This window comes from Ectobacillus sp. OTK (assembly GCF_059698935.1).
In genome coordinates this window covers 5,202,984-5,216,618 of the sequence record NZ_AP048547.1, presented here as the reverse complement: position 1 = coordinate 5,216,618, position 13,635 = coordinate 5,202,984, and the positions used below count along the sequence as shown (strand labels likewise).

Sequence of the window (13,635 nt, the reverse complement as noted above, 5' to 3'; positions counted from 1 at the left end):
ACGAAAATATATATTGAATTTTTCAAAAGAAAAAATTTATTTCAGATTTATAATTATACTAATTGTTTAACCTGCATGTTAACATTTTGAAAAAGTTACGTAGGTATGTATAGGAATTAAAATTATCGTTCCCTTGTTATTTGATGAAGATAGAAGATAAATGTACGATGTAAAAAGAGAGCTGGCATTAAACCTTGACCTTGGTATTCCCTTACAACAAAATGGAAATATAGTACATTGCCATTAATAAAAGATATAGATAACTGGTAGAAAATGCATGTGGTAATTTTGAAAAAAACTTAGCACATAATACAGTTAGATGGAAGAAAGATTAATAATGTTCTCATAGATTTTTTAGTAATGAAAGTCTATTTGAAGTTTAATGGATATACATTAAGAAAAGATTTAATATTGGTATACTAACGAGGTGTAAAATTGGCTAATATAAGTATAAAAAAAGCTGCGTTAATAAATGCAACTGCAAAATATTCCACAACAATCATGAATCTACTTCTTAACGCTGTTTTAGCAAGAATATTATCTCCAGAAGATTATGGTGTCGTAGTGGTCTCATTCGTTTTTATTGCATTTTTTTCAATTATAGCCGATTTAGGATTGGGTAGCGCGGTGATCCAAAATAAAGAGTTAACCGAAGATGATATAAATAATCTATTTTCTTTTACTTTCCGATTAGCAGTTGTTTTGTCGATAGGATTTACCTTATTTTCTATTCCAATGGCCCTATTTTATAAAAACACAGCTTATATTCCAATTGGGTTATTGTTGTCAATAGCATTGATTTTTAACACATTAAATATGATTCCTAATGCAATGTTGATGAAAGAAAAACGATTTGTATTGATTGGAGTAAGGACATTTTTAATTGCTGTCTCTGGTAGCATTTTTGCGATAGTTCTTGCACTTTTTGGATTAAAGTATTATGCGTTAGTATTGCAGGCTGTGTTTGTAGGAATAATTACATTTGTGTGGAACTATGCATCTACAAGACCAAAATTTAAAAGAAAATATGATAAAAGTAGTATTGAAAAAGTACGTAAATTTTCATCATATCAATTTAAATTTAATGTTATAAATTATTTTGCAAGAAATACGGATAATTTACTTATAAGCAAGGTTATGGGAGTAGCTGCTTTGGGGTATTATGATAAAGCTTATAAGATGATGTTATACCCTGTACAAAACTTGACCCTGGTAATATCACCAGTGTTACACCCTATACTATCTGACTATCAGAATGACCGCTTATATATTTATGAAAAATACATGAAAATAGTAAAGATCTTATCATTGCTTGGAATATTAATAAGTGCTATTTGCTTTCTTGCTGCTGATGAAATAATCTTAATAATGTTTGGAGAACAATGGAGAGAGTCAATACCTGCTTTTAGATTATTAAGCCTTTCAGTTTGGGCTCAGATAGTTACATCAAGTACAGGAGCAATTTTTCTAAGCTTAGGTAATACAAAGATAATGTTTCAAGCGGGCTCAATATCTGCAATAATAACTGTAAGTTGTACCATTTTTGGATTAGTAATTGGTGATTTAGTTTATCTTGCAATGTTCGTGGCAATAGGATTTAATTGCAGTTTTATAATAAATTTTCTATTTCTCATCCTTAAGGGTTTCAAACTTAGTTTTAGGGATTTTTTAATGAGGTTTATTCCTGATGTGATGATAGTCGGTGCTATGGTTTTAACCATAATATTCTATTCGCTTAATTTTAGTAATGTGTTTATAGCGCTCGCTATGAAAGTGATTATTGTTACTTGTGTTTTCGTTATATCTTTGTTTTTAACAAAACAACATAAAATATTTTTAGCTCTAATTGCAAAGGGGAGATATAATGGGAAAATTGTTAGAAATCCCAAAAAAAATAATTCGAAAAGTCAAACGAATGTATTATAGTGTTGCTTATTACATTATTAAGCCAAGATATGGTCTTAATAAAAAGGAAAAAAGAGAGAAAAAAGTTATTGTTTCACTGACAAGTTACCCTGCAAGATTTTCTACAATACACTATTGTATTACAAGTCTATTGCATCAGACATATAAACCAGATAAAATAATTCTCTATTTAGGTGCAGATACAGCAGAAGTTGATATAACTAAAAGAATGAAAGAACTTGAAAAATATGGTCTTGAAATAAAGATGGGATATGAAAATTTACGCCCGCATAAAAAATATTATTATGCTATGCAGGAGTATCCTAACGACATCGTCATTACTGTTGATGACGATGTAATTTATGATAGAAATTTAATAAAATCATTAATGGAATCTTATAATAAATATCCAAATGCTGTTTCAGCCAGACGGGTTCACAAGATGACGAAATCTTGCGGCAAGCTTCAATCCTATAACAATTGGGATTTTCAATGTACATCTATTAGAGAGCCATCTATGGAATTGGTGGCTATTGGTGTTGGAGGCGTTTTGTATCCTCCTACTTGTATGGGGAAGGAATTATTTAACCTTAATTGTATAAAGAGAATATGCTTAAATGCAGATGATATTTGGCTGAAATTTATGCAAGTGTTGAATAATACACCTGTTGTATGGGTAGAATCGGCCTTTTTACATCCAGTAGGAATTAGTAAAACACAAGAAACAGCACTTAATCATTCTAACTGGGTCGAAAGTAAAAATGATATATATATACAAGAAATGGAAAAAGAGTATGAGATAAAGTTAGTAGAATATATCAAATAAGTAAAATCATAGTTGGAGTAATAGGACAGAGGACAGGGCCCGTGATTCAAAATGTGTGGAATCAATAGAAATTACATCATCCGTAATAAATTCTTCCTGAATAGCTTGAAGAAGCAACTCTTTCTGCACCTGTTCGAGTGCATTAGACTCACTTAACTTCTTTATCAGCCGAGAGAAGGAATACGGTCTGAAAATAAAAATCCATACTCTGGATAAAACATAAAATCATGACGTAGTCGCTTCACCAAATCTTTAATAGTAGGGATACATTCTAGAATTCGAGCGACAAGCACATAAATCATTGTCAGGTAGTTAAGTTTAGTCGGTGCGCCATATACATTCTTTTTAGAAATGGCAAACAACGGCGATTCAGTGTGAAGTGTTGAAAAAACAGCTTCAAATCGCTTAGAAGACTCTAAATTGTATAACTCTTGCATGTCAAATAGACTTTCTTGTTGTATAATAGACATAGGGAGTCAACCTCGTTTCTTGGATAAAGTGTGTGTGGTAATCACTATTATACAAGAACTTGGGGAGGTACTCCTTTTTTTATGTTTGAAAACCCTTGGCACGCGCAGGCTGGGGGTTATGAAATTGATTCAATTATCAAGGGTTAATTAATAGAATTAAAGAAATAAATTCAAATCTTTAAATACCATAATAGATTAAATTAAGATTATAAATATATTGAAGGAGTGACAAAAATGAAAATTGCAGTAGCTGGAACGGGTTATGTCGGGTTGGTAACTGGTGTCTGTCTTGCAGAACACGGTCATTCTGTTACTTGTGTAGATATTGATGATAATAAGGTTGCTTTAATGAGAACTGGTATTTCCCCAATATATGAGCCAGGTTTAGAAGAATTAATGGTTAAAAATATGGATCGATTGAATTTTACAACTGATTACAAAGAAGCCTATAAAGATGCAGATGTTATTTTTATAGGTGTTGGAACTCCAGAAAAGCAGGATGGTTCAGCTAATTTAAGTTATGTTTATGGAGTAGCTGAGCAAATTGCTGAAAGTATTGAGAAAGATTGTGTAGTAGTTGTTAAATCAACAGTGCCAATAGGTACAAATGATAAAATTGAAGATTTGATTAAGTCTAGTTTAGCAAATGATGTAAATGTATATGTTGCTTCTAATCCGGAATTTTTGGCACAAGGTACTGCTGTAAGAGATACATTACATACATCAAGGATTGTTATTGGAGTGGAAGATGAATTTGCTAGTGAGGTATTAAAAGAAGTTTATAAGAATTTTGATGCTCCAATTGTGGTGACAAATAGAAAAAGTGCTGAGATGATCAAATATGCCTCCAATGATTTTTTAGCTTTGAAAATATCATTTATAAATGAAATTGCTAATCTTTGTGAAATTATCGGGGCTAATATAGAAGATGTTGCACACGGAATGGGATACGATGGCCGCATAGGAAATAGATTCTTAAATGCAGGTATAGGATATGGAGGGTCTTGTTTCCCTAAAGATACAAAAGCATTACATTGGCTGGCAAACTTCCATGATTATGAGTTAAAGACTGTGAAGGCAGCTATTGATGTAAACGAAAATCAGAAGCTCAAATTAATCAAAAAATCTCGAAAATATTTTGATAGTTTAAAAGGATTGAATGTAGCGGTGCTAGGATTAACCTTCAAACCAGGAACGGATGATTTAAGAGAAGCACCTACTCTTGTGAATATTCCATTTATGATTGAAGATGGAGCGAATGTTAAAGCGTGGGATCCTGTGGGAATAGATAACTTTAAAAGATTATATCCACATGGAATCACTTACTGCTACTCCATAGAGGATACCCTTAAGGACGCAGACATTTGTTTTATTTTTACTGAATGGGACGAAGTGAAAAACTTTGACCTAGAGAATTACAGTAAATTGATGAAAAATCCGATCGTACTTGATGGTAGAAACTGCTATGATTTGATGAGTGCTAAAAATGCAAAGATCATATATGATTCAATCGGGAGAGAAACAGTAAATAGTTTAGAAATTTCTCTAGTATAATATTTGTTTTGTAGTTAAGTAAGGTCTAGAGAAGATCTTGTTTCTAACATATTGTCTATTTAGTTTTGAAGATACTGTTTTTATGTGGAGATATCATTCAATGGGCTGTAAACAATAAATATTATGCGAGTGGCACTAGCGTTTATTTAAAATTAAGTCAGGTCCAAGCGGCCTGATTTTTTTGATGGAGGGATTCTATGAAACTTGTATTACTTTCTGGTGGTTCTGGCAAACGCCTTTGGCCGTTATCCAACGATACACGTTCTAAGCAATTTTTAAAGGTGCTCGAAAACGAAGAGGGCCTTCGCCAATCAATGGTACAGCGTGTTTGGAGTCAGCTTGAAGCGGTGGGTTTGGCTGAATCAGCAGTAATCGCTACTTCGAAAACACAAACTGAAATTATGTATAGTCAATTAGGAACGGATGTTCCGTTAATTATAGAACCGGAGAGAAGAGATACGTTTCCAGCGATTGCTCTTGCCGGTTCTTTTTTATTTTCTGAACAGAATGCTAATCTTGATGAAACAGTCATTGTATTACCTGTTGATCCATATGTAGAGGATCGTTTTTTTGATAGAGTTAAGGATTTAGAGAAGGTGTTAACGGAGTCTGGTGCAGATTTAGCTCTTATGGGTGTAAAGCCGACATATCCTTCTTCTAAGTATGGATATATTGTTCCAAACCTGCAGGAAAGCAATAATGAATATGTCCCTGTTGCAAGATTTACGGAAAAGCCAAGTGAGGAGCAAGCAGTTGGTTTAATTGAGCAGCATGCTCTTTGGAACTGCGGTGTGTTTGCCTTTAAATTAGGTTATCTAATTAAAATCCTAGAGGAACAAAATGCTCCAATCACATATGACGCACTATCTAAGCAATATCAAATACTTCCAAAAATCAGCTTTGACTACGAAGTTGTTGAGAAGGCAGAGCATATTGTGGCACTTCCATATGAGGGCTATTGGAAGGACCTAGGTACGTGGAACACATTGACGGAAGAAATGGCAACCGAGCAAATCGGTAAGGGTATCATTTGTGAGAAGTCTGAGAATACCCATCTTGTGAATGAATTGGAAATTCCAGTTACAGTAATTGGTCTTTCTAATGTTGTAGTTGCTGCAAGTCCTGATGGTATTCTAGTAGCTGATAAGGCAGCAAGCCCGAAGGTGAAGGATTTAATTGGGGGCTTTGATCAGCCACCGATGTATCAAGAACGTATTTGGGGCTGGTCAAAGGTTCTTGATTATGCCAAGTACCAAAATGAAGAGATGGTTACAAGACGAATTTGTATTCAAAAGGGTAAAAACTCGACCTATCATTATCATAATATGCGTAATGAGGTATGGACAATTGTACGCGGAGAGGGCGAGTTAATTCTTGATGATAATATTCGCCGTGTGAAAGCTGGGGATATTATTCATATTCCTGCTGGAAGAAAGCATGCGATTCGCGGTATTACAGAGCTTGAGTTTATCGAGGTACAAACAGGCCGAGAAGTAATTGAGACGGACTTTGTTCGTTTGTATTGGAACTGGGAAGAGATTCTACAACATTATTACAACTCGCAGGCACAAGTTATTTTGTGATGAATAGGCTTCCTATAATATGAAGACAATCGCTTTTTATGTTTCTGAGTACGGCTATGGACATGCGGCACGGTCCATCGCTCTTATTAGGGAGATGCTACGAATGACAGATGATGTGCAAATCATTGTTTGTCATTCGTTTGCTTTGCCTTTTATGGAGGCTTCTCTTAAGTCTTATGAGGAAAGAGTACTTTTTCATGAGGTAGAGACGGATATTGGCTATGTACTAAATCAGCACTCCTTGTTGCTGGATGAACGGGCTTTAAAGAAACAGTGTGAGTACTATATAAGGGGTTTATCAAGTGTAGTGGAATTGGAAATTGCATTTTTGAAGGGTTTTCAGGTTGCTTGTATTATATCTGATATTTCCCCGATTGCTTTTGAGGTGGGAGAGAAGTTAGCTGTTCCATCTATAGGTATTTCTAATTTTACATGGTATACAGCTTATCAAGATGTATTACCTGAAGATTTACTTAATTATTTCTTTTACCTATATGAAAAGATGGACTGTTTTTATTCGTTAGCTGGAAGCAAAGAGCAATGGGGTAAAGGGAAGAGTAAGGAGTTTGGATTTTATAGCAGGCAAGCTGATCCTCTAGAGGTTGAAAGAATTCGCAATGAGTTGAATCCTAATAGAGATAAACAAATTGTTTTTGTACCAATTGGGATGCGAATTGATGTTGGAGATATTAGCAACTGGGAGTTATGGAACAACGAGGCATGCTGCTTTGTTGTTTCTAGTAATATGGATGTAAACCATCCCAATGTTACTAGGATTCCGAGGGAGTATACAGAGTCACAAAATTATGTTGCTGCTTCTGATATTGTTATTTCAAAGGCTGGATGGGGAACTGTAAGTGAAGCTGTTGTGCATGGCAAGAAGCTATTTGTAATTGATCGGCAAGGAATGAGAGAGGATCAAAATACGATTGAATTTTTGCAAAAGCATAACCTATGTGAGTTGATTACATGGGAACAACTGCAGAGTCTTCCTGTTCCTATACATCATAGTAATGAAGCAAGGTCATTATATGTGAATGAGGTAACAAATATTACCTCGCAAATCCTTACGTCTGTTTAGGCAAGGAACATCGAATGGAAAGAAGGAGAAATGGATGCAATCACCAATCTTTTTGCAACCTGTACTGCAGGAGCGCATTTGGGGCGGAAAGGAACTTGAAGCTTTCGGATATGAATTGCCATCACAGTCCACAGGGGAATGTTGGGGCATTTCTGCTCATCCCAACGGGCAGAGTATCATTCGAAGCGGAAAGTATAAAGGAAAAACGTTAGAGGATCTTTGGCGAAACAACAGAGAATTGTTCGGTAACTATCAATCTGATAAATTCCCACTTCTTATAAAGATTCTAGATGCCAATCAAGATTTATCTGTTCAAGTTCATCCAAATGATGCATATGCAAATGAATATGAGAATGGTGAACTTGGGAAGACGGAGTGTTGGTATATTATTGACTGTAAAGAAGGGGCGGAAATGATTTACGGTCATCATGCCAAGACTAAGGAAGAGTTTGTAGAGATGGTACAAATGGGAAAATGGGACGAATTATTGCGTCGCGTGGCAATTAAGCCAGGCGACTTTTTTTATGTCCCGAGCGGTACAATTCACGCTCTTTGTGAGGGAACCCTCGTTCTTGAGACGCAGCAAAGCTCTGATACAACGTATCGCGTCTATGATTATGATCGTATTGATGCAAATGGTGAGAAGCGGGAGTTGCATTTGGATAAGGCAATTGAAGTATCTACTGTGCCGCATGAAGATGTAAAGTTGCAATTTGAACAGACAGCTTTAAATGGTGCTGTAATTACAAAGTTTGTAGAAGACACATATTTCTCAGTGTATAAGTGGGAAATTGAGAAAGAGTCTTCCTTTTATCAAGACAAATGTTTTCAGCTTATCAGCGTAATCTATGGTGAAGGAACCGTTACGACTGCAGAGGGAGTAGTATCCATTCAAAAGGGTGACCACTTTATTTTACCTAGTGGAATGGGTGCTTTCACCATAAAAGGCAAGGTGACATGTATTATTTCGCACCCGCAGTTATGTGCTGTGCAACCAAAAGCTAACGATGAACTTGTAGAAACTGCATAAGTATTAGTACTAATATGCGAACTACATGAGTGGAGGAGCAAACAATCAAGCAGTACCTAGAGGACACAAAGGCTGCCGGGGAAACATCATCCTTGGTGGGTAGCCAAGATTACTTTCAGGAGCAGTACGAGGAAGACTTGAGGTATAATAACAAACAGGAAGCGCGCCTAAACTAATATGTCTAGGCGTTTTCGGGGTAATGAGAAACTCTTGTGACTTCTTGATTTTTTATCATCGTGACCAAGAAAAAATAAAGATATATAAACATGGTATTATAAGAGAAACTGCCCTTCATCTGCCCTTTTTTGGCCAGATGAAGGTAATTTTTTTTATGTTTTGACACAATTCGATGAGGTATGTGCTTGTTCATACAGACTGCAATCTTCAAAATTATTAACAACGGTTTAATTTTGGTTTTTCCATAATTTTGGTGAAGAAATTAAGGGTAGAGTCATATGATCAGGGATATCTTTTGAGAAAAACATCAAGTGAGATGATAGAAGGCTTTTTGCTTAGTGAATCTAGGTTAGCTTATCTATACATTTGATGCTTGATAGCCTTTAGTCAAAGTCTCACCAGACATGCCTTTCAATGCTAGCTGTAGTAATATATTATCAACTGGACAAGCAACTTTCCAACTAAAAGGGGCACAAATTTCTTTGGCTAATATATGAAGCGTATTTATTATGAGTAATGATGAGTATATGGTTAAATTATTCAAAGTAACGGAGTTTTATTCTTATCTTGTACAATATCTGTACGTTTTCTGATATCTGTGAAAAATGAGAGCTACGTATACAAACTTTCGATATCAGGGAGGTGGGTCTTAGTGCGATTTAAATCTAGGATATTAAAAGGGAACATATATATAATTATTTCTTTATGTTTATTTCTTAGTGGATGTTCCTCCTCTCTGGGTATATCTGAAAGCTCAGAGGAGGTAACATCACATGTTAAAATAGCAGATGCTCAAGAAATAATTAAGAACTTAAAAGAAAAATCAACTAATAAGCAACATCCACGTTTAATGGCGACGGATGAAGACTTTAACCGGATTAAGAAGCAGTTAAAAACAGATGAGAACTTACAGAGGTGGTATAAGAGTTTACAAGCAGAAACGGAAAAAATACTTCATACACCCACTGTAAAGTATGAGGTTCCAGATGGTATACGCTTATCAGGTAGTGGGACAGTTCTAAAAAGAACTATTAATCTAGCGTTAATGTATAGGTTAACAAAGGATAGGAGGTATGCCGATAGGGCATGGAAAGAGCTAAGTACAGTTGCGGACAATAGGAAATTTCCAAATTGGAATCCAAGCCATTTCTTAGATACAGCAGAGATGACTAATGCTGTAGCAATCGGGTATGATTGGCTTTATGATTACTTATCTGTGAATCAAAGAGCAGTACTACGTAGGGCATTGATTGAGAAAGGGCTCAATCCCGCACTTCAGGTATATAGAGGAACTGCAAGGGCCCCTCAAGTTTCAGCTTTTTGGAGAGATGTAACAAATAATTGGAATACAGTTTGTAATGCAGGTATAGGCATGGGAGCTTTAGCCATTGGTGATGAATCCCCTGAGGTGGAAGTAATGTCAGGAGAAGTACTGCAATATGCAATAGAATCTATTAAGAAATCCTTAGCAGCATATGCTCCGGATGGAGGCATGCCAGAAGGTCCTGCATACTGGGATTATGCAACTATCCATATGACTTATTTTCTCTCTGCATTGGATTCTGCACTGGGTACTGATTATGGTTTATCTAAAATGGAGGGGATTTCAGAAACAGGGTATTATCCCATTTATACTGAAGGGACAAAAGGAACCTTTAATCTAGGGGATGCAGGGCCTAATATTATTTCAAAGTTACCTCAGATGTTTTGGTTTTCTAATAAATTTAAAAACCCAGATTTTTTTAATTTCGCATTAAAGGGAAATGATCCAATGAATTTAATTTGGTATAGGAAACCAAAGGAAAAAAGTTCATCTATGAATAGGGTCCCTTTAGATAAACTTTTTATGAATTCTGAGACCGGTATCGCTACTATGCGTAGTACTTGGAATCAGGATGCGGTTTTTGTTGGGATACATGCCGGCTACAATCAAGGTAGTCATGGTGATCTTGATATCGGGAGTTTTGTGTTAGATGCATTAGGAGTGCGATGGGCATATGATCTCGGTAGGGATAATTATAATTTAAACGGTTATTCTGATATGAAGTCTCAGCGATGGATGTACTATCGTAAGAGGGCCGAGGGGCAGAATACAATCGTTATAAACCCTAGAAGTGAACCAGATCAAAATCTTACTGCAAAGGCAAGAATTACAAACTTTATCTCTACTCATCAGCAAGGATTTGCGATTGTGGATATGACCAGTGCTTACAGGGATGCTCTATCTGCTAGAAGGGGAATAGCTTTGACAGGGAGACGTGAAACGGTAATACTTCAAGATGAGCTGAAGCTTAAGAGGCCATCTGAAATTTATTGGTTTATGCATACACAGGCACAAATAGAGTTAACAAAAGATAGAAAAACAGCTATACTGACTCATTCAGGAAAGAAGATTTATGCCTACATTGTTTCTCCTGGAGCAGGTAGTTTTACAGTTATGGAGGCGAAACCGTTACCAACTTCCCCTAATCCGATAGGACAGGCATCTAATAAAGGGTTTAGAAAATTAACGATTCGTTTAAATAACATACAAAATGTAACATTATCAGTTCTATTTAAGATAGATAATGGGGATGAGACAGAAATTGACTATTGGCCCAAACCGCTGTCTTTAAAGAATTGGAGTGCATCCAACGTTTTAGACTGACAATAAGATATTTTTTAAAATACTAACTATTTCACGTTTTTATCATAAACATTGAGGGAAAGGGCAAGGTGATGAACGACCTTTGAGATTCTATGATTTCTGATCAAAACCGTGTAACAGCCAAACTAAAGTGGTTCTTATGAACTTTTGAAGGCGCCTTTTTTGTCAATTATTTTAATAAAATAACTGACAAAACGGGTAACCATTATGTTGATAGGATTTCCGTCATCAGGCATAGGATTAATGTATGTAATTGAAAAAGAAAGTTATCTCATGATTGTAAAGGTCATATGTTTTTCTCGTGCTTGTCCTTCTCATGGGAGACGTTCTAATTGTGTACATAATTACTATAAGCATTTAATTTAAGGCATTTCAGTTAACGAAAAATGTGTGTATCTTTAAGTGTAAGTTCACAAATTCTTTTGTACTGTCACCAACGAGTTTAGTATTGATCTTACATTTTTTATAGTAAATTATAGATTGAGGTGTAAAATAGAATGAAGGCAAAAATAAAATTTTTAATCCAGCTCATTTTTTATAAGTATATCTTAAAGAGAGACAACATGGCATTAAAGGTTCAATATTATAGAGATTTAGGTGCAAAAATTGGAAAAAATATGCGAACATTCTCTCCCTTAACATCTGCAGAACCATATCTGTTGGAATTTGGAAACGATATAACTGTGAGCTCCGGCGTAAACTTCATCACACATGATAATTCGATTTCAAAAGTAATACCGGAAGCTACTGATTTATTTGGAAGGATAAAAGTAGGAAACAATTGTTTTATTGGTTTGAATAGTATAATTATGCCTGGAGTAGAACTTGCTGATAATACTATAGTTGGTGCTGGAAGTGTTGTAACAAAAAGCTTTTTACAAGGAAATGTTGTTGTTGCAGGAAACCCGGCTAAAGTAATAACAAGTATTGAAAATTATAAAAATAACTCTCATGATTATGCATTCAACACATTAGGGTTAGATTAGCAATCTAAGAAACAATTAATTCTTCGTAATGAGGATAAGCTATTAAAAAAATAACTATCTAATTGTGATTTGAGGTTCTTTCGTAAGTCCTTTTTCCTCTAAAGAAGATATGAAGACAGCATGATAGATAACAATGCTAACCTACTAAATTCTGCTGATTGGTTAATCAAGACGTTATTGCTGCTATAATCATCGATTCGTTAGGAATTTTATTAGATTATTATTTTTTGAAGGTGTCTAGTCCGTTTAAAAGCAGTATAGAGAGAGCTATAAGGTAGATATATGAGAAATAATAAGCGCCTAGACGAATTGTTTAGGCGCTGTTTTTATACGAATTTACTAATCAAACGTTTGTTTAAAAATAGTCATAAGGTTTATCCTCTTTCATGCTTTGGGCTACGCAAAACAGTGACTGGCCCTCCAGCTGATTTCATCTGATCCAACCCTAAGAATTTTTTTGTCCGCTCTACCTCTGATTCATTTGTTGATGTAATGCGGGAAGCAGGATGCTGGCTGTGATCCTTACGATTAATGTACATAAGGGCGCGGCTCGGACCCATGTCGGCTAAATATTGCACAAACCATTCCTTATCCTGAAAATTAGAGAACATAAAGATCTCAAGCAGCTCACCAAATTCGTATTGCTCATCTGCTACACGGCTCATAATGTAGAGAGCGACTGTGTAGGAGTCGTTGTGCTCACAAGATATTGCAAGAATACCCTTACGTTTGTCCTCTAGTAAGATGGCTCTATTTTCGATTGTTGGAAAGATGGTATACAGATGTTTGGGTATAACAACAGCTAATGGCGATGTATCCATTTATATTTTCTCTCCTTTTCCTTGTACATTTTATCATCAAGAATATGTAAGCCCTTTAATGATTCACCTTTCTCCTCTGGCTTGCGCAACACAATAACCCGTTTTCCTTCTGTTTTTGTCTGATCCAATCGTAGGAATTTTCTCGTCCATTCTACCTCTGATTCAATTGTTAATGTAGTATGGGAAGAGAATACGGCTGGGACACATGTAAGCTAAATATTACGAAAATCGTTCCTTATCCTGAGGATAACAGAACATAAAGAGATCAATTTACAGAAGCCATTTGTATTGATTTTGTAGTACCTCGATAAAGGTGGCTATGAAAAAGCCGTTGGGTCCGTAGCATAGTACATAAGTTTCCTTACGATTGCCCTCAAGTTCTTTTTCAGCCATGAAGGGGAGGGCACAAATGTCCTTCGATGTAAGAAAAGCTAATGGCAGTTTATTCATTATTATGTTTTCTCTCCTTTTCTTTTATATGTGGATATACGTAAATGCTTCTAAACCTGTTGTATAGCTTAAGCGATGTTGCCCAGTGTGACAGCGGTGGTTAGA

The 13,635-nt window shown here is 35.5% G+C and carries 11 protein-coding genes; 8 read left to right on the top strand and 3 right to left on the bottom strand.

The window, feature by feature from the left end; genetic code table 11:
- Positions 1–435 precede the first annotated feature (435 nt).
- Positions 436–1,926: a lipopolysaccharide biosynthesis protein gene (locus AC6HZ4_RS25835; protein ID WP_497492747.1), complete on the top strand. Its 1,491-nt coding sequence runs from the start codon at positions 436–438 to the stop codon at positions 1,924–1,926.
- Positions 1,865–2,731, top strand: a complete 867-nt coding sequence (locus tag AC6HZ4_RS25830; RefSeq protein WP_497492746.1) for a glycosyltransferase family A protein — start codon at positions 1,865–1,867, stop codon at positions 2,729–2,731. The genes AC6HZ4_RS25835 and AC6HZ4_RS25830 overlap by 62 nt, the downstream gene beginning before the upstream one ends.
- 164 nt (positions 2,732–2,895) lie before the next feature.
- Here the strand turns inward: AC6HZ4_RS25830 and AC6HZ4_RS25825 are convergent, their stop codons facing one another.
- Positions 2,896–3,201, bottom strand: coding sequence for a hypothetical protein (locus tag AC6HZ4_RS25825; RefSeq protein WP_497492745.1), 306 nt, complete (start codon positions 3,199–3,201; stop codon positions 2,896–2,898).
- Between the two features lie 234 nt (positions 3,202–3,435).
- Here AC6HZ4_RS25825 and AC6HZ4_RS25820 point away from each other — a divergent pair, with 234 nt between their 5' ends.
- The 6 genes from AC6HZ4_RS25820 (at position 3,436) to AC6HZ4_RS25795 (ending at position 12,259) form a co-directional block, all read left to right on the top strand.
- On the top strand, positions 3,436–4,755 hold the full coding sequence (locus AC6HZ4_RS25820) for a UDP-glucose dehydrogenase family protein (protein WP_497492744.1): 1,320 nt from the start codon (positions 3,436–3,438) through the stop codon (positions 4,753–4,755).
- A gap of 197 nt (positions 4,756–4,952) precedes the next feature.
- A complete protein-coding gene (locus AC6HZ4_RS25815) occupies positions 4,953–6,338 on the top strand; it encodes a sugar phosphate nucleotidyltransferase (RefSeq protein WP_497492743.1) in 1,386 nt (461 codons plus the stop codon).
- A 19-nt stretch (positions 6,339–6,357) separates the two neighbouring features.
- Entirely contained in the window at positions 6,358–7,419 is a 1,062-nt protein-coding gene (locus tag AC6HZ4_RS25810; protein ID WP_497492741.1) for a glycosyltransferase, read from the top strand.
- Between the two features lie 34 nt (positions 7,420–7,453).
- The gene (gene manA, locus AC6HZ4_RS25805; protein WP_497492740.1) at positions 7,454–8,449 is read left to right on the top strand and encodes a mannose-6-phosphate isomerase, class I; all 996 of its coding nucleotides are present in this window, start codon (positions 7,454–7,456) and stop codon (positions 8,447–8,449) included.
- An 829-nt stretch (positions 8,450–9,278) separates the two neighbouring features.
- Positions 9,279–11,273 (top strand): DUF4962 domain-containing protein, encoded by a 1,995-nt coding sequence (locus tag AC6HZ4_RS25800; RefSeq protein ID WP_497492739.1) that lies wholly within the window; start codon positions 9,279–9,281, stop codon positions 11,271–11,273.
- A gap of 497 nt (positions 11,274–11,770) precedes the next feature.
- Positions 11,771–12,259 (top strand): acyltransferase, encoded by a 489-nt coding sequence (locus AC6HZ4_RS25795; RefSeq protein WP_497492738.1) that lies wholly within the window; start codon positions 11,771–11,773, stop codon positions 12,257–12,259.
- Positions 12,260–12,633: 374 nt separating this feature from the next.
- Here the strand turns inward: AC6HZ4_RS25795 and AC6HZ4_RS25790 are convergent, their stop codons facing one another.
- The gene (locus AC6HZ4_RS25790) at positions 12,634–13,080 is read right to left on the bottom strand and encodes a hypothetical protein (protein ID WP_497492737.1); all 447 of its coding nucleotides are present in this window, start codon (positions 13,078–13,080) and stop codon (positions 12,634–12,636) included.
- Positions 13,062–13,208 carry a hypothetical protein gene (locus tag AC6HZ4_RS25785; RefSeq protein ID WP_497492736.1) on the bottom strand — a complete coding sequence of 49 codons (147 nt, stop codon included), beginning with the start codon at positions 13,206–13,208 and terminating at the stop codon, positions 13,062–13,064. The genes AC6HZ4_RS25790 and AC6HZ4_RS25785 overlap by 19 nt, the downstream gene beginning before the upstream one ends.
- Positions 13,209–13,635: the final 427 nt, after the last annotated feature.